This window comes from Pseudarthrobacter arbutini (assembly GCF_054510915.1).
The window spans coordinates 22,362-47,214 of sequence record NZ_JBTNDQ010000017.1 but is presented as its reverse complement, the minus strand read 5'-3'; the positions used below and the strand labels follow the sequence as shown (position 1 = coordinate 47,214).

The window sequence follows — 24,853 nt, the reverse complement described above, 5'->3', positions numbered from 1 at the left end:
GATGCCCTCGTTCGATTCGTTCGTCGTCGGCGAGGACTTCGTCAGCGAGCACTTCTTCACCACGGACACCACCAAAGCCGGCGAGTCCTTCCAATCCGAGGTGCTCAAGCTCCGAAAGCAATGGGACGATACGTCCAAAGAGGGACACGAGTCTCCGCTGGATCGCTTCCGGAGGGCCCGCGGTCAGCTCCAGATCGACCTCGGCACCCTCGCCGAGGAACCCGGCCACGCCTCACGCATCTACCGGGACCTTCGTCAGGCGCTCGGATTCCATGGCCCGAGCACCACGTTTAAGGCAGAGCGCAGCGGTGCCGAGCTCCTCGCCCATGACGTCTGGTCCACCCCGAACAACGACGTCCTCTTCGTTGAAGCCCAGCCTGCCGACTCCCTCGAAGACGCCCTCGCCAAGGACCGCGGCGACCTCCTCCAGAACCCTCTCGTGGACGACAAGGAAGCGAACTACTCGGCCAGCAAGCTCATCTCCGAGCTCTACCAGACCGATGAGCCGCCGCAGTTCATCGTTCTCATGGCCGGCCGCTGGCTTGTTCTCACAGAGCGTGAGCGATGGCCCGAAGGCCGGTACCTCGCAGCGGACGCCCTGCTCGCCGTCGAACGCAACGACACCAAGCGCGGAGGCGAGCTGGACCGCTTCCTCGCCGTCTTCGGGCAGGACTCGCTCCACCCGGACGCGAGCGAACAGATTTGGTGGAACGGCGTCATCGAGTCCTCGGTCAAGCACACCGTGGGCGTCTCGAAGGACCTCCGCGAGGGCATCCGGCTCTCCATCGAAATCATCGCCAACGACGTTCTCACCCGCCGGACCGCAGCCGGGCTGCCGAACGACGACGTCGATGGCCAGTCGCTCGCCAAGCAGTCCCTTCGCTTCTTGTACCGGATCTTGTTTCTCCTCTACGCGGAGGCGTCCCCGGAGATGGGCGTCATCCCGGTGGGCGACGAGCAGTACGACCAGGGCTACGGCCTGGACCGAATCCGCGAGCTCGTTCTCAACCCGATCACCTCGGAAAAGGCCAAGCGCGGTACCCATCTTTACGACTCCCTCAACCTCCTCTTCACCCTGGTGAACACGGGCCACCGGCCCACGCAGGCGGACGACGCGCTCACCTTCGAGAACCTCGAAGCTGACCTCTTTTCGCCGTCCCGAACGGCGGACATCGACGGGGTCAAGCTCGGCAACGCCCCGCTCCAGAAGGTCCTCGAGCACCTCCTGCTGAGCAAGGAGGCCCGCGGCAAGGACCGCGGCTTCATCTCCTATGCAGAACTCGGCGTCAACCAGCTTGGCGCGGTGTATGAAGGCCTCATGTCTTACACGGGGTTCATTGCGCAGGAGGACCTCCACGAGGTCGCCAAGGACGGCGACTCGTCCAAGGGCTCATGGGTTGTTCCCGTGACTCGCTCCGCGGAGATCGATGCCAAGCATTTCGTCATGACGCAGGACGAGATCACCGGACAGCCCAAGGCCGTCCTTCACGAGAAGGGCACCTTCGTCTTCCGGCTTGCGGGGCGCGAACGCCAGCAGTCGGCCTCGTACTACACGCCGGAAGTATTGACCAAGTTTGTCGTCTCCCAGGCGCTCGAAGAGCTGCTCGACCAGGACGGTGCGACGACACCTGCGGACGACATCCTCACGCTCACCGTCTGCGAGCCCGCCCTGGGTTCCGGCGCGTTCGCCATAGAAGCCGTGCGCCAGCTTGCTGCGGAGTATCTCGAACGGAAGCAGAAGGAGCTCGACGTCCGTATCCCCGCCGACGAGTACCCGCTCGAGCTGCAGAAGGTGAAGGCGCAGATCGCCCTGCACCAGGTGCACGGCGTGGACCTCAACGCGACGGCGGTGGAGCTCGCCGAGGTGTCCCTGTGGCTGGACACCATGGTGGCGGGCCTGCAAGCGCCGTGGTTCGGCCTCCGGCTTCGCCGCGGCAACTCGCTCATTGGGTCCCGCCGCGCGACATACTCTTCCGCGCAGGTCAGAGACAAATCCTGGCTCACCTCGACGCCGCAGGACGCCCCCCTCAGCGGACTGGCCGCCGGGCTGAAAACGGACCACGACGATCCGGCCGTGGTCGGGCGGGTCCACCACTTCCTCCTCCCCGCTCAGGGGTGGGGCGCAGCTTCGGACGCCAAGGAGGTCAAGGACCTCGCCGGCGACGCGCAGAAGGCCCTCGGTGCGTGGCGCAAGTCCCTGCGCGCGAAGCCAACGAAGCCGCAGGTCGACCGCTTGCTCAACCTTTCCCGACGGGTCGAGGCTCTCTGGAAACTAACGTTTCGCAGGCTCGAGATCGCCGAGATCCGCTCTCGTCGAGATATCGACTATTTCGGCAAACTGGCAGTTGGTCCCACTGCAAACCAGGCTGTTTCACGAACCGAAATCGAAAGCTTCTTAGCCGATCCCAACAGCTCCTACCGTCGTATCCGCCTCGTAATGGATGCCTGGAACGCCTTGTGGTTCTGGCCGTTGACTCAGCGTGCGACATCCGGGAGCGAGCCACCCAGCATGGACGAGTGGCTCTCGGCTTTGGAAGGCATCCTCGGTACACCAGCAGGAGCTGGTCCTGAAGTGCGAAAGTACGGGCATACAGCTGGACAGACTACCGCCATGTCCCAAGCGTCATGGGCCGAACTTGAGACACTCGAATCTTTCGACGCCGCGCTTTCAAACGTTCGCGACGTTGCGGCAGTTCTGTCCGACCACAGGTGGTTAGAGATTTGCAGGCGGCTGGCCCTCGACAACGGCTTCTTCCACTGGGAATTGGATTTCGCCCCGGTCTTCGGAAGGGGCGGATTCGACGTGCAGGTTGGTAATCCTCCGTGGGTTCGACCGCGTTCCGACGAGCCAGCTCTGCTCGCTGAAGGTGACCCATGGTGGCAACTCGCGGAGAAGCCCACCCAGGCTCAAATTCGTCAGAAACGCGCCAGCACGCTAGCGCTGCAAGGTATGCAGGAGTACTACATCGACACTGCTATTGTTACCCCGCAGCTGTCTGAGTTTCTGGGTGATGTGACCTTATTTCCCTTGTTAGTGGGACTACAGCCTGACCTGTATCGCGTTTTTATGGACCGGGCTTGGCGCTCTATGTCTCCCTCGGGGGTTGTTGCTCTTCTTCACCCCGGAACGCACTTCACCGAAAGAAAAGCTGCACCATTGCGCTCGAAGGCTTATCAGCATCTGCGGCGCTATTGGCACTTTAGAAATAAGCTCAAAATTTTTGAAGACTTGACTGACCAAATCGAATTTGGTGTCCATGTTTATGGACATATGCGACGAAATCCGGCATTTATCATGGCCGCAAGCCTATACACGCCGGAGACTGCTACCCGATCTCTTATCCATGACAGTAGCGGTGCGGCGCCCGCCCTCAAGACTGTCGATGGCGAATGGGATATCCGACCTCATTCTGAGCGCGTACTGCGCGTGGACGAGTCGGTGCTGAGGGTATGGGCTGAACTTTTAGACGGTGGAGATGTCGCTCCAGCGCAAGCTCGCCTAGCGTATCCGGTCAATAAAGCCAGCTTCAGAGTACTAGAGAATCTCAGCTTGCGGTCCCGAGTGCGTGATCTTGGACTGCAATACTCGAGTGGCTGGCATGAGACGGCAGATCGTAAAAAGGGCTTATTCGATATCGACGTAAGTATTCCGAAAGACTGGTCCTCCGTTATTCTCCAAGGACCCCACTTCACCGTGGCAAACCCATTCTCAAAACAGCCTAGAGAAATAGTTCGTAGTAACAATGACTGGGATGACGTCGATCTCGAAGCGTTGTCTGAAGACTTTCTTCCCAGAACTTATTTCACCGCCTCTTCCGACAGGGGCTCTTATGATTTGGCCTACCCGAGATGGCGGGATGCGGCGACTGGAGTCGAAAGTAGTTCCAGAGACTACTACCGCATTGCATGGCGATCTATGGCTGCAACCGCCAGCGTTCGCACGATGTGCGCGACCATCATCCCTCCCGGCCCGGCTCACGTTCATGCCGTCCGCACTGCATCGCCTTCGAGTCGTAACGACACAGCTACATTGCTCATAACCGCGGCTAGTCTGTCTTCGCTAGTGGTCGATTTTCTTGTAAAGGTGACCGCCGGCTCGGAGATAAGCGCGACGCAGCTTAATCAGCTTCCGAGGATTGAGCATCCACGCGTGAGCGATCTGATCGTTCCGCGATTCGCTGGGCTTATTTCGCTAACAGCTGCCTATGCGGAACTTTGGGAATCTTTGGGGCTGGGGGAATGGAACCCAAGCGTGGCCATCCGTGTCGCCCGTGATCGCCGTCAAGCCATGATTGACATAGACGTTCTGACCGCCTTGGAATTTGGCATTGAGATCGACGATCTTTGTGCGATCTATAGGACTCAATTCTCGGTTCTGATGGCGTACGAAAATTCGGATCGATACGACGTGAACGGAAGAAAAGTTCCGGCTCATCTCGTCAAGGCTTTGATGGATAATCCCGAGATGCCGGAGAGTGAGAGGACTTGGATTCATCCTCAAAGTGGTACCCAGTATGTCTTCGAGCCGCCGTTCGTCTCGTACGACCGTGAAGAGGATATGCGCAAGGCCTACGCCCACTTTGAGAACCTCTTGGCGGAGAAGGGCTGATGGCAGTCCTCCTCCCAACGCATCAGGTCGAGGATCTCCAGGTTGGGCTGATCGACTACCTGTCCACGACGTTCGCCCTCACAGATCGGGATGCGCGTAACGGCCTGCAGGGATTCCTTGAGGACTCGCAGGACGGGATCTTCAAGGGGCCGTTCGTGCGGCTCAGGCTGCCCTTCGAACCTGCTGCCGGCGGGTGGCGGGATAGCCTCGACTGGTACAAGGGATTAGCACCGTACGGCCATCAGGCGCTGGCTTTTCAGAGACTGACGTCAAAGCCAGGTGTCTCGGCAGGCCCAACCACCGTGGGCAGCTCATTCCGGCGGCCGGAACCGACCCTGGTCACTACCGGCACAGGTTCCGGCAAGACAGAGTCCTTTCTCTACCCGATCATCGACCACGTCCTCCGGGCCAAAGCCGCCGGCATTACCGGGATGAAGGCGCTCATCCTCTACCCCATGAACGCCCTCGCCAACGACCAGGCGCAACGCCTCGCCAGCCTGCTCACCGAGAACCCTGAACTCGGCGGCATCACGGCCGGCATCTACACGGGTCAGAAGGACGGCCAGAAGCACACGAAGGTTTCCGCCGCCGGGCTCATCAACACCCGTGAGATCTTCCGCAGCGAAGCACCGGACATCCTCCTGACCAACTACAAGATGCTGGACATGCTCCTGCTCCGCAGCGAGGACGCGTCAGTCTGGGAGCAGTCCGCCACCTCCCTGCAGTACGTGGTCCTCGATGAGTTCCACACCTACGACGGCGCCCAGGGCACCGACGTTGCCTTGCTGCTGCGCCGCCTCGGCCTCGCGGTGAAGAGCCACTGGCCGGAGGACCTCAGCACCATCCCCCACGGACCCAGCGAGGAGGACCGGGCGCGCCCGCTAGGCCGCATCACACCCGTCGCGACGTCGGCGACGCTCGGCGTGAAGGGCGAGGCCGAGCCCATGCTCCGATTCGCCAAGACCGTTTTCGGAGAGACCTTCCCTGACGAATCGGTCATCACCGAATCCCGCCTCTGTATCGATACATGGTGTGTGGCCTGGGACGGGGATCCCGAGGCTGAGATCGCCCGCGTTGCCGAGGGCATCGAGGACGCCGGCAAGGCCATCGAGACGGTTCTCGGCGCGGGAGCCGACGACCCCAACACCGTCATCGTTGAACACGTCTCCCAGCTCCTCTTTGGCAGACAGCCAGCGGATCTCCTCGACGCCGTCCGCCGGCATCCGCTCACCCGGGCAGTGCTCAAAGAGGCGAGTGACGCCGTCGTCCTCACCGACCTCGCCGAGCGAGTCCTCGGCGAATTCAACACCTCAGGCGGGCCCCGCCGCCGTGCGACGCTCGAAGAGCGGCACACCAAGTTCATGGCCTATTTCCTGGCCCTATTCAGCCACGTCCGCGCGGTCCCCGAACCCAACCGCGACGCCATCTCCGTTGAGACCCACCTCTGGGTCCGTGAGCTCTCCCGCCTCGACAAGTCCGTGGACGGTGAACACCGCTACCGCTGGGGGGACGACGGCCCCCACACCGACAGGAGCCTCTACCTCCCGGCGGTCTATTGCCGGCACTGCGGCCGCTCCGGCTGGGGCGCCGTCCTCGGCCCCACCGGAACGGACCTCGAGAACGACGATTCGAAGATCCGCCGCGAGCAGGCCACAGGGAACCCCCGCTTCCGCGCCCTCGTTCATGCCCCCAACGAGGATGCCCTCCGAGCCGAGACGGGCGAGATCGCGGACAGTCTCGTCTGGCTCGACACCGTCAACCGCGCCGTCCTTCACGAGCCGCCCGCCGAGGACACCGCCGAGGCGCACGAAGGCCGCATCGTCCCCGTCCTCATGCTTCGCGGCCAGGAAGCCGACGACGACTCCAAGCGCGAGGTCTGCCCCGCCTGCCAGACGGGGGATGGCCTCCGCTTCCTGGGCAGCGCCGTCGCCACCATGCTCTCCGTGAGCATTTCCAACCTCTTCGGTGCCGACGGCCTCGACTCGGGTGAAAAGAAGGCCCTCGTCTTCACTGACAGTGTCCAGGACGCCGCCCACCGCGCCGGCTTCGTCCAGGCCCGCTCGCACATCCTCACCCTGCGTTCGGCCTTCCGTCACGCGCTCGAGGTTGCTGCAGCGGACGGGGGAGCTGCCACGCTCAAGCAGCTGGTTGACACGGCGATCGCGGACGCCGCCACGCCCATCCGCAGGTACCAGCTCATCGCCCCCGACTACGCCGACCGGCCGCAGTTCCGCGCCTTCTGGGATCCTGAGGCTAGCGCCCAGGAACGGCTCCGCGCATCCCGTAACGCCGCCAAGCGCGTCCTTTTCGACGCCTCACTCGAATTCGGGCTCCAGTCCCGCCTCGGCCGCACCCTCGAGCTCACCGGCAGCATCGTCGCCGAGACCGACGCCGGATCGCCCCACGCGATGCTCTCCGCCGCCCGCGCCGCGCTCGACGCGACTCCCGGCACCCTCGGCCTCGAGGACCAGCTCACCGACGACGGAGCGCTGCTGGCCTGGGTGCGCGGCGTCGTCGAACGCGTCCGCACTCAGGGCGGCATCCGCCACCAGTGGCTCAACGACTACGTGGTCGAGGCAGGGGAGAAAGCCCAGCGCTGGAAGGTGTGGGGCGGCCGACGACGCGGCGAGGGTATGCCCGCCTTCCCTGCCGGCCGGTCCAAACCCGCCTTTCCGCGGCTCGGCGGCGGCGACTCCGGCTACATGGACCCGATAGCCCAGGCCCAGAGCTGGTACACGCGCTGGACCGCGCTGTGCCTCAACATCCCCAAAGCGGACGCCACCTTCGTGGCCAAGGCCCTCTTCGGGCAGCTCGCCGGCCAGTGCGTACTCGAGACCGTGCAGGCCAAGGACGGCGCCACGATCTTTGCACTTCCCACCGACAGGATCCTCCTGCGGGCACCCACAGGCGAGGACCTCGGGACCGGCCGACACTTCCTCGCATGCTCCGTGTGCCGGGCGGTCACGCCAGGTTCAGCAACCGTGGTGGACCAGCTCGACGGTGCCCACTGCCTGTATGTCCGGTGCCCCGGGCGGCTCGCCCGGCAGCCGGAGGAGGAGAACTTCTACCTCAAGCTTTACGGAGCACGCGAGCCCAAGCGCGTGGTGGCCAAGGAGCACACCTCCCTCCTGCCCGACGAGGACCGGGTGCGCGTTGAGAACGAGTTCAAAGCCTCGGTACAAACGCCCCAGGCGCCCAACGTCCTCGTCGCAACCCCCACCCTCGAGATGGGCATCGACATCGGTGACCTCTCCTGCGTTATGCTCGCTTCCCTCCCCACGTCCGTATCGTCCTACCTGCAGCGGGTAGGACGCGCCGGCCGCCTCACCGGGAACTCACTCGTCCTCGCCTACGCGCGCGGCCGCGGAGAGCACCTGCCCAAGCTCCACGACCCGTTATCTGTGATCAACGGGCAAGTCCGCCCGCCTGCCACCTTTCTCGACGCAGAGGAGATCCTGCAAAGGCAGTACCTCGCCCACCTGGTGGACAGGTTCGCGCGCGACGCCGGCCGTCCCCATCCGCGCAAGGCCGCCGGCGCACTCGCCGGGGACGGACCGGGATCCTTCCTGGGCGACCTCATCGAGACAGCGCACTCCAACGCGGAGGAATATGTCGGTGAGTTCCTCGGGCAGTTCGGGGATCTTCTCGCTCCCGCCAGCGCCGCGAGGCTCCGGGAGTGGGCTGCCCCCGGTGCTGACGGGTCGAGCGAACTCGCCGAGCACGTGGTCCGGGCCGCCAGGCTGTGGGCCGACGACTGCGACGAGCTGAAGGCCCGCATCGACGACATAGAGAAGGCGATGCCTGAGCTCAAGGCGATGGCCGAGTCCAACGCGGCCACGGACGAGGACAAGCGTGCCCCTAAATCCGCCGAGGCCACCCAGCGCATGCTGCGTAAACAACTCTTCGCCCTGCGCGACGAGTACTGGATCTCCGTACTCGAGAAGTACGGCCTGCTGCCGAACTACACGCTCCTCGACGACTCGGTGAACCTCGACATCGGTGTGACCTGGCAGGAGGTGGAGACCCAGGACTACGTCACCGAAACCATCTCGCTCCAGCGCGGGGCGGCCATCGCGATCAATGAGCTTGCCCCCGGGGCGACGTTCTACTCCCGTGGCCTCGAGGTGAAGATCGACGCCGTGGACCTCGGCCCGCAGCAGAGCCACATCCAGCGCTGGCAGGCGTGCCCGGAGTGCGGGTGGATGCACGTGGACCTGGACACTGCAGGTCCGGTCAAGGCATGCGGCCGGTGCCATCTCAGCGGAATCGCCGATGTCAGCCAGCAATTCGATGTTGTGGTCATGAAGAACGTCTCAGCGGAGGTGCGCCGCGACGAGGTGGCCATCGGCGACCGCAGCGACCAGCGCGTCAAAGAACGCTTTAACACGATGCTTGCAGCGGACATCGACCCTGAGCACGTCACCCAGGAATGGTTCCTCGAGGACTTCGAATTCGGCGCCAAGTACGCGAACCGGGTACAGCTACGGTGGCTCAACCTGGGACGTTCCTCCGCCAATGCCGCGCCGCGGATCATCGCCGGCAACGAGTCCAAGGCGCCGCTGTTCCGGGTCTGTTCGTACTGCGGCAAGCTCGACTCCGCCGGGCGTGCGAACAACCCCGATGAACACCGTTTCTGGTGCAAATACCGTAAATCCAGTGACGAACACGTGGCAGAGGTGGCCCTCGCACGTGTCCTCGCGACACAGGGGGTTGCCCTCCGCCTCCCTGCCGGTCGCGTTATGGGCGATGATTTTGCCCTCCCCAGCTTGACCGCGGCGTTACTCCTTGGCCTCCGCGAAGTGATTGGCGGATCCCCCGACCACATCGCCGCCGTGCCGATCAACGAACCTGCCGACGGCGGCACCGCCGTCTCTCTGCTCCTGCACGACAAAGTCCCGGGCGGCACGGGCTACCTCGCCGAATTCGCCGAACCGAAGAAGGTATGGAACCTGCTGCGGGCCGCATGGGACGTGGTGCGGAACTGCGAATGCCGCGACGAGGAGCGCCTCGCCTGCCACCGCTGCCTCCTTCCTTTCGCGTCCCCCTGGCACGTCGACAAGGTGGCCCGCGTGACGGCGGAGCGTCTCCTGCGCAGCATCCTGGCCGGGCACGACGGGGTTCCGGACGACGATGATCCCACCTTCGACGGCTGGACCGTGACCAAGGTTCCGCCGCCGGCGCCGGCCCTGGAATCACACCTCGAGGTCAAGTTCCGCAAGGCACTCGTGGACAGGCTTTCCGCTGTCGGTGCCAATGTTAAGGTCACCCCCGGTCTTCGCGCCGACAAGGTGGAGTTCCGCCTTCCGGGCGCCAAACACATCTGGTGGCTCGAACCCCAGGTCGACATTTACGGCACGCGACCTGACTTCGTCCTCTCGACGGCGGACCCGAACATCCCTAAGATCGCGATCTACACCGACGGCTACGTTTTTCACGCGTCCCCTGAGCACAACCGCGTGGCCGACGATGCGGCCAAGCGGGAGGCCCTTCGGGCCGTTGGTGTGGTTCCGTGGGCCATCACGTGGGAGGACATCGATGCCTTCTCCGGCGACGGGCAGTCGATCCCGCAGTGGTTCACTGACAAGGCGGCGAGCATCGTGCAAAACGGGACGACGCCGCTCCGGCCCGCGCTGCTTGCCGCCGTCAAGTCCGACGCCATGAGCCAGTTGTGGCAATGGATCCGGGAGCCAAACAGGGACGCATGGGCGGACCTGTCCGACGCCATCCCCATGCTCATGCTGGGCAAGTGCACCACGTTCAAGGGTTCCGTTGTGGGACTTCCGGACTTCTTGCAGGCCACCCTGGATGACCCTCTTGCGGCGCCCGAGCTGGGAGTGGGGCGCGCATGGATGTACGCGGACGGTCCTCTCCGCTGCGCTGCAAACCTGACATCGCCGCTCATGGTGAGCGCCGACGTCGTGCTGGTTCTCGATGGACGGGACGAAGCAGTGGCGCTGCCCGGGTATAAGACTCTATGGCACGAATGGCTGCGTCTCAGCAACCTGCTCGGATTCAGGCGGACAGCCCCGGCCATCGGCGCGGTTAGTCTCGCTATGCCCTCGGTCCCGGTCCTTGTGGAACCGGGAGCCCTGGGCACCCACCTCCGGCCCGAATGGCAGGACCTCCTGGACATTGCGACACACACCGAGCGTGAACTGTTGGCAGTGCTGGCAGAAATTGAGGGGTTCCCCCTGCCCGAACTCGGGTATGAGCTCCAGGACGGGACGCCGCTGGACATCGCCTGGCCGGAGCACAAACTTGCTGTCGTTCTCCACGGAGCGGGCGAGTATGACGGCTGGACTTTGGTGCCGGGCGATGCGGAACAAATTTTGGAAGCACTGAAATTGAAGGAGAACGACTGATGGCATCGGTAACCCTGATGAAGGGGGCCAACAAGGTCGACGGATCGCTCAAGGGCAAGGTCCTGGACTTCCTCTACAAGCTTCAGGAAGACGACACTGCGCCGGGCCTCCACATCGAGCCGATGAAAACCTACAAGGATTCCAGGGCGAGGACAGGCCGCGTTGATCAGCAGTTCCGGGCCGTGCTGTTCAAGCTCAACGCCGGGACCGAACCGCATTACGTTTATGCGGGCACCTTCAACCACGACGAGGCAATCAAGAAGGCGCAGACAAGCATCCTGACCGTCAACCCGGTCAGCGGTATTGCTGAACTCATCAGCGCACCGGCAGAAGGGTCAGCGACCCCGCCACCGGCCGCTGTTGTTGCCCCGGCAGCAACAGGTCCCGCCTATGAGAACGGGCTCCAAAAAGCCGGGTACACGCCGTCGTACCTCCTCGAGGAGCTGGGCATTCCCGAACGTACCGGCGCAGCTGCGATCGGTGCAGCTTCTGTGGAAGCGTTTGAACAGGTGGTCACTGACGAAACAGTCCCCGAATGGCAGGGGCTAGCCCTCATTGACCTAGAGGCTGGAAAGTCCCTCCCGGACGTCAAAGAAGGCCTGGGGATTGGCGACTACCTCGATGACCCCACGAAGTCCGAGGATGAAAAGCTTGCCGAGGCGCTTAAGCACCCTGCCTCGAAGCTCGAGTTCACCTACGCCAAGGGGTCCGAAGACCTCGAGTACGTCATCAACAACGAAAGCTTCCAGGATTGGCTGGTCTTTCTGCACCCGGCCCAGGAGCAGTATGCCGTGAAGGACCGCAACGGAGCCTTCCGGCTGTCCGGCGGGGCGGGTACGGGTAAGACGGTGGTGGCGATCCACCGCGCCAAGCACCTGGCGGAAGAGCACCCGGAATCGCGCATCCTTCTGACCACCTTTACCAAGACACTGGCCGATAGCCTTGCACAAAATGTGGGGCGTCTGGATCCCGGGCTGATGCAGGGCGACAAACTCGGCGAGGCCCCCGTGACTGTTGCCGGCATCGACTCCGTCGCCGCCCAGGTCTGGTCAAAGGCGACGCCTGAGGAACAAACCGGGGCCTTTAGTACGGTGCTCGGGACTCCCGATGCCGCGGCGACGAGCAGGTCCAACGACAAGGAATGGGGTGAGGCACTTGACCAAGTGGAGCACAAGCTCGAGCCCGCGCTCGCGAACCCGACATTCCTTAGCCAGGAGTACCTGTCCATCGTCCTTGCCAATTCTGTGACAGACAGGGACGGATACCTGACCGTTCCGAGAGCTGGTCGCGGCACGCCCTTGAACCGGATGAAGCGCATCGAAGTCTGGAAAGTCATTGAGGCATATCGGCGGATCTGCCGGAGCAAGGGAGCCGTGAGCTACCCCGAACTCGCGGCGCTGGCCGCTGCGGTCCTTAAGCATCGGGCCGCCGGGGGAGGGGACCGCCCCTTCGACCACGTCATCGTTGATGAAGCCCAGGATTTTCACGCTGGCCACTGGCTCCTGCTCCGCGCACTGGTGGCGCCGGGCGCCAACGACCTGTTCATTGCGGAGGACTCCCACCAGCGGATCTATGGGCAGAAGGTTCCCCTCAGCCGGTTCGGCATCCAGATCGTGGGGCGCTCGCGGCGTCTAACGCTCAATTACCGGACAACAGCCCAAAACCTCGCTTTCGCCGTCGGGCTCCTCTCCGGTATTCCGTACACTGACATTGAGGACACTGCAGAGGAATCCGCGGACTACCGGTCCGCCAGAAGCGGACCGTACCCCCAGCTCGAAGGCAAGGAATCGCTCTCGAAGGAGCTCGATAACGCCGCTGGCTGGATTAAGGCATGGACCACCGATCCGGACTTCGCGCCGGAAACCATCGGCGTACTCGTGCGCTCGGGCAAGCAGGTGGACTTCGTCGTCAGCGGACTGCTTGAGCGTGGAGTCTCTGCCCAGAAAGTCTCCGGTGACAAGGAGGCCCATCCTGGCGAGCCGGTTGTGATGACCATGCACCGGGCGAAGGGCATGGAGTTTTCCAAGATCATTCTCTTCGGAGTGGGGGAGGCGAATATGCCTCTGCCATGGGCGCTCAAGGACCTCGGCGACGCCGAGAAATCCGATGCCCTGTTGCAGGAGCGGTCACTGTTGTACGTAGCTGCGACGAGAGCACGGGACGAACTCGTGGTCTCGTGGAGCGGGAAGCCGTCGGAGCTGTTGGGGGTTAGTGCCTAAATGCCTAGTGATTTCCGGTTCCTCGGTTGGTGAATCCCGACAATCAGGCGAGGGCATTCCGGAAATGTCGGTGGTCCCGGCTACATTATTACGACTGAGATAGATACGGCCTGAAACGGCAACAAAATGGGGGCAATAGTGAGTGTAGACACCGGCGTCGGAACTCTCTCGAAGACGGCTGAACTGCAGCGTGAGCAGACATTTTTCGATCTCGCGAAGCAGCATCGAGACAGCCAGCACACCGCTTGGTCCATGGCTGGTGCCTCCGCCGGGACCGCCGTCGAGCGTCGCGCCTACAAGAACGCGATGGAAAAACGCAAGGTTGCCTCTCCCGATGATCCCGTAGCGCTTACCCGGATCGACTACGAGGACGACACCAAGCTCTATATCGGCAAGGTTGCCATCTTTGACGAGGAAAAGAATCTCCTGGTCGTGAACTGGCAGGCACCAGCTGCTGCCGTAGCCAACCAGGCATCGGTGCACGATCCAATGGGGCTCCGGAGAAAACGAATCTTTGATGCACCCTCGAACAAAATCACCAGTTTCGAGGACATCGTCTACAAAGTGTTGGCCGAGGCTGTTAGCGAACTTGATGACCACAGCTACACAGGCGACGCTCTGCTCCAGTCCTTGAGCCGCAAGCGCGGATCGGAAATGACGGATATCGTCAAGACGATCCAAGCTGCCCAGGACAAACTGGTTAGAGCCGAGAAAGACCAGCTGCTCATCATTCAGGGCGGTCCAGGAACAGGCAAGACCGCCGTAGCTCTCCACCGCGTGTCTTGGTTGCTGTTCAACTACCAGGAAGAATTGCCGCCAGAAGACGTCTTGGTCGTGGGCCCGAACCCGACCTTCACCCGCTATATCCGCCGCGTGTTGCCGGATCTGGGAGACGACGACGTGGTGCAGCAAGCGCTTCAGAACCTGCTGTCCAATGACGTCCAGCTGACAGGCAAGGACGATCCAGCCGTGGCGTCGGTCAAGGGATCGGGTCGAATGAGTCAAGTCCTCCAACGCGCACTGAGACAACGAATCCGCGTGCCATCCGCCGACATCAGAATTCAGCGACGGAACACTGTGCTGACGGTATCAGTATCCGCTGAGAGCATTGCGGAAGTGTTGGAGAGTCTTCAATTTGATTCGTTTGCTGATGGTCGCCGCAGGTTTAGGCAAAGACTGGTTGAACTGAGCGCCCCGCAGCTGGGCAACATCCGCCAAGTGTCTCCGGAACAGTTTCTGGATCTCAGGGCACTCGACGCGGAAGTTGAGAAGATCTGGCCACAGATCACGCCCCAACAGTTCCTCCGGGACCTTCTTGGGTCGAAGGAAAGGATGAAGAGGGCAGCCGAGGGCCTCCTGGCACCTGACGAGATGGGGGCGCTCTATCGCCAGCAGGCCGAGAAGGTCTCGGATGAGCCATGGACCATGGCTGACTTGGCACTTCTGGACGAGGCGCATGCTGCAATGAGGGACGCGCCCCGGACATATGGGCACATAGTCGTGGACGAGGCGCAGGATCTATCCAAGATGCAGCTTAGAGCGGTCCGCCGTCGTTCGAAGAACGGCTCCATGACTGTGGTTGGCGACATCGCACAATCGACGGGGCCCTATTCGCGCGACTCCTGGGAGGACGTTGCCACCATCCTTGGGCACGAGGTACCCGTTCACGTGACCTTGCAATTTGCAGAACTCGAGCATGGCTACCGCGTCCCCAAGCAGGTTTTTGATGTGGCGCTGCCGATCTTGCAGTCGGCGGCGCCGTCCGTGACGCCGCCGCGAATTTTGCGAGATGTGGAGTATCCGCCTCGGTTTGCTGGTGTTCCGGCCGAAGGGCTTGCGGAGGAAGTAGCCCGCACTGTGTTTACCCACAGCGGTCGAGGTCGCTTTGTGGGGGTGGTAGCCCCCGTCCAGCTTTGGCCAGTCATTCGTGAAGCTTTCCAGGCTGACGATCTTCAGTGGAGCGAATCGACAGAGGGCGAACTCTCGACCGCCATAAACTTGGTTACCCCAGAAGATGCCAAGGGACTCGAGTTTGATGCCGTGATAGTGGTGGATCCGGCGACCATTCTCGAAATGCCGCATGGTGAGCGCATGCTGTACATCGCGTTGACGCGGACCACTACCCATCTTGACATTGTTTACCCGTGGGGATCACTGCCGACAATACTCGGCGGGGGTGACGAGCAAAGTCCTGACGCACCTGAAGCCGACGACAAGCAGCGCGTCGCATCGCCAGTTGCCTCGACTGGTATCCACGACCCACAAACTGGCGCAGAGGAGTCCGAGCCGGTGGGGCAGGAAGGTTCCCCGACCGATGAGCCGGTCGACGCTGATCCGGTTCAGTCTCCGGACACGATTGCCAGTGGGGTCATCGCGGAAAACACGTCGCTTCAGAACGGAATGGCCGCTCTCGATGGCATGCAGCAGGCCATGGCCGTTCACTGGGCGAAGTTCTTCTCCGCCCAACTGAGCGAAAACGTGCCAGCCAAGCTGATTCCTGCCGTCTTGGAAGAACTGGCACGAATGAAGCTCGGTGACGGCTTGACTTGATTCAGCATTCGTTTTGGTTCATCAGCTGCGGCCACCTCGACTTAATGGCCGAATGGATCCGCGGCCCAGATACTCTTCATTGAAGATCAAAGCGTTCCGGTTCCGGCAGCGTAGGTAATGAACAGACATTCCGACCGGTTCGGAAGGCAGGGGGAGTGGTGTCGACAGGCAAAGGCGTCTTGGACAAGAAGCTCGCGTTACAGATGCAGCGGTGGCGCGACGACTTGCTGTCAATAGACAGGCGTCAGCGGCTCGTCTACTTTCAACATCCCAAGAGTGGGACTTTTGAAATAGTTGAACCTGGTTGCTTGGACGTCGAAGCCATTGTCAACGACGGCGACGTGATCCTCGAAAGCAGTGAGCCGGTCGAGCGAGACGAAGACGAGTCCGCCGCGGGGATGGGCCTGCCCACAAGGGGACCTCGAACTCTGAGGATTGCAGCCAAGACGCCCGCCCAAATCCTCAGTACGTCCAAGCGCCTTCATCAACGTTCAGAACAGGAATACGCCGACCGAGGCGTCTGGACCCTGTATCTGGGCTACGGCATGCTCAACTGGGTAGATTCTGCCGACTCCAAGAGGATCTCGAGCCCTTTGCTTCTGATGCCCGTCAGGCTCGTCAAGGAAGGCCAGCAGTATGTGCTGCGCAGAACGGAAGACGAGCCTGCACTGAATACAGCCCTCGGGCTCAAGCTCAGCAGGGACTTTGCCGTCGAGCTGCCGGAGTTTGAGGTTGACGACCTCAACGTTTCGAAAGTCCTTTCTGGCGTTCGCCGAGCGGTCTCGGACAAACCGGAGTGGACAGTCGATGAACGCGTCGTGATGTCCATCTTCAGTTTTCACAAGGAAGCTATGTACCGTGACCTTGAGCAGAATGAGGCGAAAATTGTCGCCAATGGCATGGTTCAGTTGATGGCTCTCGGCCCGGAGGCCCCGCATGCGTCGGATTTTTCCTTTGACCCTGTAGCAGATGAGGATCTCGATTCCCATCTGGCGCCTGAGAAGCTCCATAGCATTCTCGATGCGGATGGCAGCCAGAGGAAATGCGTGCTGGCGGCACGCGAGGGTCAAAGCTTTATCATGGACGGGCCCCCTGGTACCGGAAAGAGCCAGACCATCGCCAACATCATTGCTGAGCTCATGGCGACGGGGAAGACGGTACTCTTCGTCAGCGAGAAGGCTGCTGCTCTAGATGTAGTGCGTGATCGATTGACCCATAGGCAACTGGACCCTTTTCTTCTCGAACTGCACAGCCACAAGGCCACCCGTAAGCAAGTAGTTCAAACCCTGCATGAAGAACTGACTCGCAAGCCGCTTGCGAAGAGTTCGTTCTCGGACACAGACCGGTCCCAGCTTGCTAAGAGCCGGAAACGCCTGACCGACCACGCCAATGCCATGAACGAAATACGCAGGCCGCTCGGAAGGAGCCTTCACGAAGTCCTGGGCAGGCTCTCTCAACTGACGGAGTTTGACGCGTATCCGGCAGGCGACCCAAAAGTACTGGGCGGGCTGTCTGCTGATGATTTGGCGGAACTTCAGATGGCCGCGGCCTCTCTGTCGAAGGTTTGGCGCCCGGCTGAAGAAGGTGAATCCTTTGCCTGGCGCGGTCTCGCTGGTGAGGGACTAAGCCAGTCCCAGGTAAAAGACCTTGATAACGCCGTAACCAAGCTGTCCCAGGCCACCGAACGACTACTTCGAACAGTCCGCCTCTTTGATGCACAGGTGCCTTTTTGGTCAATTAGGTTGGACGTCGTCGGGGTTCAAGCCAGAACACTTCTCACGTCTTTGCTCCGGGACCGGCGCCCCGTGCCCCGCGCCTGGTACTCAACCGCAAAATTAGGTCCGCTGCTGACCAGAATGGAACAGCTTCAAGCAGACGAGAACTTGTACAACGCTAAGGAAGATCAGGTGCGCCAAGCGTGTGCCGACCGGTGGGACAGGAACGATAAAGATCTTCAGCCAGCACTCCAGGTATTCCTCCAAAGGGATTCGAAGTTCTTCAGTCGCCCACTCAACCAGCTCACGTTCGGTCAGATTGACAGCATTGAGCACAGTGCTGAGGCGGCGGCGGATCAAATTTGGACGCTTATGGAAAAGGCCCGGGAGCTGGGTCGTCTCTTCGATCTGGAACCCGCGACTCTCACGCAAAACAAATGCCGTGCCCTTGCCTCCCTTGCGGAGCTGAGCCAGGGCGGAAGTTTGCCCGAATCTCATTGGATCAACCCGAGTGTGCAAGGCGCCTTGGATGAAAGTGCACGCGTTCTTGGGCAGCTCTCTACGATCGTGCGTGAGCGCCAGACGGCGATGGAGTCGGTGTACAGTCCTGACATCCTGTCGCTGGACATCAATGGGCTGAAGGTTCGCTTCGAAACTCAACATCGAGGGTTGAAAGCTTGGAGCAAGCAAGCCCGCTTGGACAAGAAGACTCTCCGTGCGGTCACCGTGGCTGGCGTTGTCAACAAAGACGTCATTGCGATGCTCGGGGACGCATTGGCCTGGCAGACCGCACAGGAAAACCTCTCAGCCAGTGAACCGGAATACGGTCCTCGCCTTGGCAGCTACTACCAAGGTGTCGCAACGGACTTCACTCGAATCGCGCAGGCCCTCGAAGTTGCCAGGTCCGCCATTGAACTGGCCGGCGACGACGTTGGTCCCTCTGCGCTGGCCCGTCAGCTCAGCCGTTCCAGCACTCCCGATGAGGATCTGATTCCGCTCGCGCGGGATGTCGCCCACCGAGTGGAGCGCTTTGCCGCCGAAACAGGTGCTCTTTTCAACGAGAATTTCCGTGAATCCATTGGTGACATTCCGTTGGGTTCGCTTCACGAAGGCCTTAGTGAGGCGATTGAAAACCTGGCTGCCGCGAAGCCCTTACGTGCTCGCTTGTCAGACGTGGTTGGGGAGATCGCAACGCTTGCCGCAGCGAACACTGCGCTGGGCCACATCAGTGACCTGGTGCAAATGGAGGACGCCACGGCTGAGTCTGCGTCGGCCAATTCGGAGGCATTAGGCCCGCGTTACCGGGCTCGGGGCACAGACTGGGCGACACTACGCGCAGATTACGCATGGATAGTGGACGTGCGCAAGGTCGTGGGAGGTCCCATCGACGACGAAGCGGTCCGATTCGTAGAGGAATTCCAAGCCTCTGAAGTTGACCTTGCGGCAAATCACACCAATTGGCTTGACGCCAGGGACAGGCTTGTCGTCGCCTTCGAACCTCGGCGCTCGAGCGAGCTGAAGGCAGAGCTGGACCTGGACCTCGAAAATGCCGAAGAGATCCTGACGGAGCTGGGGGCAGACATATCTTCCGAGGTCGACATTTGGTTTGAATACAAGAAGCTCTTTTCCACGCTCAGCGCGGGCGGCCTTTCCGAAACCTTGGCATCGCTCCGGGACTCACGGGCCCCCTCATTTCACGTCGTACCCGCCGTGGAGAGGGCGGCGCTTGAACCTTGGGCAGAGCGAGTGATCGAAGAAGACGGCAGACTCTCCGAACACCGTGCCTCTGGCAGGGAGAGTTTGGTTGAACAGTTCAAAGACCTGGATTCGCGGCTGATAAGCAACGCCCACACCGCGATCGTGGAAGCCTGCGTCGCCAGGCGTCCACGTAGCAGCGCGGGCCCGGCTGCTGTGATTGCTCACGAGGCTAACAAGAAATCACGACACAAGCCGATTAGGCGTTTGCTGGAAGAAACCGGTTCGATCGTTCAAGCGCTCAAACCATGTTTCATGATGAGCCCTCTGTCAGTCTCGCAGTACTTGCCTCCCACCCTGGAATTCGACGTCGTGATCTTCGACGAAGCGTCGCAGGTAATGCCTGCTGACTCTGTGAACTGCATATACCGTGGCAAGCAGCTGATAGTCGCGGGAGACCAGAAGCAGCTTCCGCCGACGTCGTTCTTCTCGTCAGCGGACGTCGAAACCGACGACGAGGATGAACCCGACAATTTTGACAGCGTCCTGGATCTCTGTAAGGCATCCGGCGCTATGGTTTCGCTGCCACTTTCCTGGCACTACAGGAGTCTGCACGAAGACCTCATCACGTATTCGAACTATCGGATCTATGAAGGCAAGCTCAACACTTTTCCTGGAGCTACGCAGGAAGCCCACGACCTTGGCGTACACCACGAGTTCGTGGCTGGCATCTATCAACGCGGTGCGGGCAGCCGGAACCCGATTGAGGCGGAGCGCGTCGTTGACCGCGTCCTTGAACACAGGCGTCTCAACTCGGACCTCTCCCTTGGCGTCGTGACTTTCTCCAGTCAACAGGCAGAAGCCGTTTCCGAAGCGCTCGAACGCCGCGCGGAGTTTGAGCCGCTGCTGGCCGGCCTTATGGAAGATCACGATCGCCTGCGCGGATTCTTCGTCAAGAACATCGAGTCCGTTCAGGGCGACGAACGCGACATCATTATTTTCAGCGTTGGATACGGCCCGGACGAGCTGGGCAAGCTGACCATGAACTTTGGTCCCCTAACGCGAAAGGGCGGGGAACGGCGACTCAACGTTGCAATCACCCGTGCCCGCCGTCGCGTGGAGGTTGTCAGCTCGTTCCATGCCGGGGACATGACTGATGGAACTTCCGAAGGCAACCGGCACCTGAAGAACTATCTCGACTTCGCAGCCAGAGGCCGTGTTGCTTTGGCCTCTGATATTTACGGAACTGCCGGCGACGCTGACAGCCCGTTCGAAGAAGAGGTCCTGCGGGTCATCCAATCCTGGGGATTCAATGCAGTCTCTCAAGTCGGAGCGGCGGGATACAGAATTGATATCGGGGTGCGCCATCCTGACAAAGAAGGAGCGTTCATGCTCGGCATTGAATGCGATGGGGCGGCTTACCACTCTGCGAAAAGCGCACGCGACCGTGACCGGCTCAGGGAGTCTGTACTGCGTGGTTTGGGGTGGGAAATCCACCGAATTTGGGGCCTCAGCTGGTACCGGGACCGCGCTGCGCAGGAGGCGGCTCTTAAAGACGCTTTGGATGCGGCCCTTCGCGGTAAGAACGTCGTCCCGGCCATCTCCGGCCCCGCGGGGGTGCCGGAGCCTCTGGAATACGAGGAGATCGATCTTTCGGCGCCGCCGGCGTGGACCGTTCCGTACGCGGCGGCGTCTCGACCAGCCCATCGCTACTGGTATCAGCCGGGGGATGCAGACGCTCTTACTGACCTCATTCAGTACGCAGGCCACGTGGTGAGCGTCGAGGCTCCGCTTCACATCGATACATTCCACGCCAGGCTGCGTGAACATTGGGAAACGGGAGGAATCGGATCACGTGCTAGGGCGAACGTCGAACGTGCCTTGTCTCTCGCCAAAGTCAGCGGCATGAAGGTAAAGCTGGACAAGGAAGGCTTCATCCGGGTCGACGGCGCAGATGCGGTCAATGTCCGACGCCCAACCGGCACCGCTGATTTGCGGAAGGCCGGTGCAGTTCCTCCGGAGGAGTTCGATGAGGCAGTGCGGCTCGTGGTGGCTGATGCGATCGTCATCACAGAAGATGAACTGCTCGTCGCGGTACGCAATGTATTTGGATGGGCAAGGCGAGGCGCAGACATCCAGACCGCGCTCCAGCGAAGCCTGCTCAGAGCCGCAAAGAAGGGCTACTGCACTCGGAAGCCCGACGGGTCCTACGAGACCACGCAATAGTTTGCTAAGTGGGGCGCTTCAGCGAAAGCTGGTTCACCCCACTGGCTCCGTTGTCCAAAACGCATAGACATAATCCCTGCCGCCGCTGGTCCGCAGCACCCCTACAATCGCGCACCAACATTCGATCGGAGCTCCAATGTCCCAAGAACCCTTCCTGCTCTTTCTGCACGGCGTCGGCGACGGAAATAGGGACGGCGCTTGGCTGACCGGACTCAGCGCAGCGTTGTCCCGACTGGGATATCCAGGCGTAGACCCCGAACGCGTAATTGCACCCCGGTACGCTCATGCACTTAGGGGCAGCGATGAATCCTTTTCGCTTCCCCGAGTAACGGTCAAGCAGCCGGCCAGGGATAAAGTCCGGCAGAATCGCCGGGATTTTGAGCGACGCACGGCCGCACTCGAATTCCGGCTGGGACGACACCAACAAGGCAATGGTTGGGGCGGCGCTGAATTCGTGGTCAACGGGTCGGCCCGCCTTCCGGGCTTCGGGCAGGTACGAAAGTATCTCGGCAACCCTGATGTCCGGGCACAGGTTCTCCAACTGATCCTGAATACGGTACCCGCATCCGGCCAGATCGTGATTGTCGGCCACAGCTTGGGGTCCGTGATCGCAGCGGACCTTCTTCAGCGGTTGCCAGCAGGGCTTGAGGTGGTTGGCATGGTCACCATCGGCAGTCCACTCGCCAGCGGCAGCTTCGACGTCGACAAACTACGCGAGAGTATGCAGGAGCCTCCTGCTAACTTGAACTGGTGGGCCAACTTCTGGAACGTGTTGGATCCAGTAGCGGCCCACAGGGGCCTGTCTTCGGTGTACAACTGGATGCTGGACTTCCGGATTGGCACCGGATTCAACCACCACGTCCACAATGCGGAGGCATACCTCTCCCATGATGCCGTCGCCGAAGCCGTAGGGTTTGCGCTCTTCGGATCGAGATCCACCGAAATCGTCAGCGTGGATCACGGTGTGGACATTCAACTGGACGCATCTGAAGTCACGGCGTTGGTGGCTTTGCGCTATGCCTATTTGCTGAAGTCACGGCTTGAAGGCGAGCAGGCAGCCCGGTTTGCCGGCGCCTTGCGACAGGTGCAGGCTACTGCCGTGAACGAGATCCGCCAACGGAACAGGGAGGCGGGAAGGCCGCTGCCGTCGCAAATTGCAAGGTTGGTCTTCGACCCATCCGACCCGGACGCCATTGTGCCTGAACCACTGCCGAGCCGCCACCTGACTAAGGAAGACGCAGTAACCCTCCTGACCGTTCTTGCGTCCGAAAATGTCATCCGACCATTTGAACTCAATGTCGACCGCGATAGGTGGCTCGGCGCCATGCAGGAACTCACCGCGGAGATGGGACTAGGGACTCAGTACGGTACCCACGTCTTTGAAGCTGCAAAGTTAGCCCAAGACGTACTCAGTGGGGCACTCATGGTCAACTGGAAAAAATGGGGCGCGCTGGGTGCTGGTGCCGTCGCCCTGGTAGTGGCGACCGGCGGTCTTGCCCTCGCTGCCGCGCCAGGGGTGGTGGGCGCGGCAGTTATCACGAGTGCCCTAGCTGGATTTGGCCCGGGCGGAATGATCGGTGGGCTCCTGACCGCCGGAACGCTTGTTGGTGCCGGTGGTGGAGGCATTGCGTTTAGCCTCGCCAGCCCGGGCACCACAGCCGAAACCGTCGAAGCAGTGATCCAGCGCCGTTTGGCTGCAGCGATCCTGCGGAAACGCCAGAACCTTGAACTCGACTACACATTGTGGCGCATTCTGTCTGCGAACGAGATTGCGTTCCGCCGGGAATACGAACGACTGGATGAGTTCTCCGACGATTCTGCCCAAGGTCTGAAAGAGCTTAAGAAGAAGCTTGAGACCATCGAAAGGGCAATGAAGTATTTGTCCGAGAACGGCTTGGAACCGGACCTGATCGAAGATCCCGCAGAGAGCATTCTGGAGGTTGAGGAGAGTCAACAAGGCGTAATGCGCTAGCGAGTTGAGTCTTGGTGGACATCGACTTCTTTGCGGTCGGTGCATCGGCTCGCAGCTGCAAATTGCGGGATCGGTAGGGCGCGCCATAATCGGCCAGTTCCTACTTGCGTATATGGTTTCGAGGGGACTTGACGCGACGATCTGATTGTGGCCGTTCCGCACCGCTGAATTCCGAGGGCGTTTCGACGTCGAACGAAAACTGGAGACTGAATCGTCATGAGCTTTTTCAAAGCACGGGTTCTACTGTGGCCTTTCCTGCTGCTCATCGTGCTGGTTGTCGCGGGAACGGGCACCGCATTCGCATCCGGTGGACTCAACGCTCTCGCTCTCGGTTCGCTGTTCAGCAGCAGCTCGAACGAACGCGATTCGCAGGTGGTTCAGGCTGTCACGCGCGTGCAAGAGGTCGCCTTGCTCAGCCTTCACATCGAAGGTGTCGCCAGGAATGAAAGCAATGGAGAGATTTTCGGCGTGGCCGTACCCGCGAGCGAGAAGACCACGCTGATCCAGTACAAGTTCGACGCAAAATTAGGCATCGATGGGTCACGGGTGAAGATCGAACGCACCGGCCCCGAGTCGTTTCGGCTGACTGTCCCTCAATTCATTGGCATCGGCTTTGACGATCCCGAGTTCGAGGACGCGCTCGAGAGCAACAATGCGCTCAGCTGGATGACACCGCCAGCCGTTCAAACTCGAATGATGAATAACATTCTGAGCGACGACAACAAGCAGCAGTACATCACCCAAAACGAAGCAGCACTGAAGGAGCAGGCCAAGGCGTTCTACTCCGGAATCATCGCAAGCGTCGATTCCCAAATCACCATCGACTTTGAGTTCGCAGGGTAGAAGCCCGCATCGCCCCCTCCTCGCCGCATGAGCCGGAGAGTGACAATGGCTGCTATGTCCTGAGTGGTAACTACTTCGACGGAGGAACCCGGTGAACCGGCTGGATTGGGAACCCCACCGCCTCGCCACCGTCGGGCGTTCCCAGCAGCGTTTCCGCCACCCGGACCGCGCAGCGCACCATGCGCAGGGTGTCCGCGCTGAGGGTGTTGAGCGGTCCGGAGACGTCGAGCACGCCCAGCAACCGGCCCGTGGCCGGGTCCGTGATGGGCGCCGCCATGCAGGCCCACTCCTGGTGGGGGCGGACCAGGTGCTCGGCGGAGAACAGCTGCACCGGCCGGCCGGTGACCAGCGCCTCGCCGATGGCGTTGATGCCGAAGCCGGTCTCGGACCAGCCCGCCCTTCGGAGAACTCCAGCCCATCCGCCTGCCGCAGCACGTCCGGGCTGCCCACCCGCCACAGGATTTCGCCGCGGGCGTCGGTGAGCACCAGCAGGTGCCGGCCGGAACTGGAATCGTCGGCCAGCAGGTCATGAAGCGCCGGCATGACCTGCTGCAGCCGGTGCTCCCGCCGAAGTTCCAGGACGTCGGCGGCGTCGTGCAGGTGCCGCGGGCTGTGCTGGGCACCGAATAATCCGAGGAGACTTTGAGCGCTGAATAGTCGGT

Annotated in this window: 9 protein-coding genes; 8 read left to right on the top strand and 1 reads right to left on the bottom strand. The window is 61.4% G+C overall.

All coding sequences use genetic code 11. The features are described from left to right. Position 1 precedes the first annotated feature (1 nt). From ACX80V_RS17975 to ACX80V_RS17945, 7 genes are all read left to right on the top strand, one after another. Positions 2-4,609 (top strand): Eco57I restriction-modification methylase domain-containing protein, encoded by a 4,608-nt coding sequence (locus ACX80V_RS17975; protein WP_485844288.1) that lies wholly within the window; start codon positions 2-4, stop codon positions 4,607-4,609. Continuing rightward, the gene (locus ACX80V_RS17970) at positions 4,609-10,971 is read left to right on the top strand and encodes a DEAD/DEAH box helicase (protein ID WP_485844287.1); all 6,363 of its coding nucleotides are present in this window, start codon (positions 4,609-4,611) and stop codon (positions 10,969-10,971) included. Before ACX80V_RS17975 ends, ACX80V_RS17970 begins: the two co-directional genes overlap by 1 nt. Continuing rightward, positions 10,971-13,190, top strand: coding sequence for a UvrD-helicase domain-containing protein (locus ACX80V_RS17965; protein WP_485844286.1), 2,220 nt, complete (start codon positions 10,971-10,973; stop codon positions 13,188-13,190). The genes ACX80V_RS17970 and ACX80V_RS17965 overlap by 1 nt, the downstream gene beginning before the upstream one ends. A 138-nt stretch (positions 13,191-13,328) precedes the next feature. Beyond that, a complete protein-coding gene (locus ACX80V_RS17960; RefSeq protein ID WP_485844285.1) occupies positions 13,329-15,740 on the top strand; it encodes a HelD family protein in 2,412 nt (803 codons plus the stop codon). A gap of 179 nt (positions 15,741-15,919) precedes the next feature. Then, the gene (locus ACX80V_RS17955) at positions 15,920-21,376 is read left to right on the top strand and encodes a PDDEXK-like endonuclease domain-containing protein (RefSeq protein ID WP_485844284.1); all 5,457 of its coding nucleotides are present in this window, start codon (positions 15,920-15,922) and stop codon (positions 21,374-21,376) included. A 136-nt stretch (positions 21,377-21,512) separates the two neighbouring features. After that, positions 21,513-23,348 (top strand): hypothetical protein, encoded by a 1,836-nt coding sequence (locus ACX80V_RS17950; RefSeq protein ID WP_485844283.1) that lies wholly within the window; start codon positions 21,513-21,515, stop codon positions 23,346-23,348. Positions 23,349-23,564: 216 nt separating this feature from the next. Next, the gene (locus ACX80V_RS17945; protein ID WP_485844282.1) at positions 23,565-24,191 is read left to right on the top strand and encodes a hypothetical protein; all 627 of its coding nucleotides are present in this window, start codon (positions 23,565-23,567) and stop codon (positions 24,189-24,191) included. Positions 24,192-24,261: 70 nt separating this feature from the next. Here the strand turns inward: ACX80V_RS17945 and ACX80V_RS17940 are convergent, their stop codons facing one another. Then, positions 24,262-24,648: a GAF domain-containing protein gene (locus ACX80V_RS17940; RefSeq protein WP_485844281.1), complete on the bottom strand. Its 387-nt coding sequence runs from the start codon at positions 24,646-24,648 to the stop codon at positions 24,262-24,264. A 35-nt stretch (positions 24,649-24,683) separates the two neighbouring features. Between ACX80V_RS17940 and ACX80V_RS17935 the strand changes: the two genes are divergently transcribed. After that, positions 24,684-24,821 (top strand): hypothetical protein, encoded by a 138-nt coding sequence (locus ACX80V_RS17935; RefSeq protein ID WP_485844280.1) that lies wholly within the window; start codon positions 24,684-24,686, stop codon positions 24,819-24,821. Positions 24,822-24,853 lie beyond the last annotated feature (32 nt).

Coding starts and splice junctions, on each gene's coding strand:
- ACX80V_RS17965 (WP_485844286.1), top strand. CDS start 10,971: ATGGCATCGGTAACCCTGATGAAGGGGGCCAACAAGGTCGACGGATCG.
- ACX80V_RS17950 (WP_485844283.1), top strand. CDS start 21,513: ATGTCCCAAGAACCCTTCCTGCTCTTTCTGCACGGCGTCGGCGACGGA.
- ACX80V_RS17975 (WP_485844288.1), top strand. CDS start 2: ATGCCCTCGTTCGATTCGTTCGTCGTCGGCGAGGACTTCGTCAGCGAG.
- ACX80V_RS17945 (WP_485844282.1), top strand. CDS start 23,565: ATGAGCTTTTTCAAAGCACGGGTTCTACTGTGGCCTTTCCTGCTGCTC.
- ACX80V_RS17970 (WP_485844287.1), top strand. CDS start 4,609: ATGGCAGTCCTCCTCCCAACGCATCAGGTCGAGGATCTCCAGGTTGGG.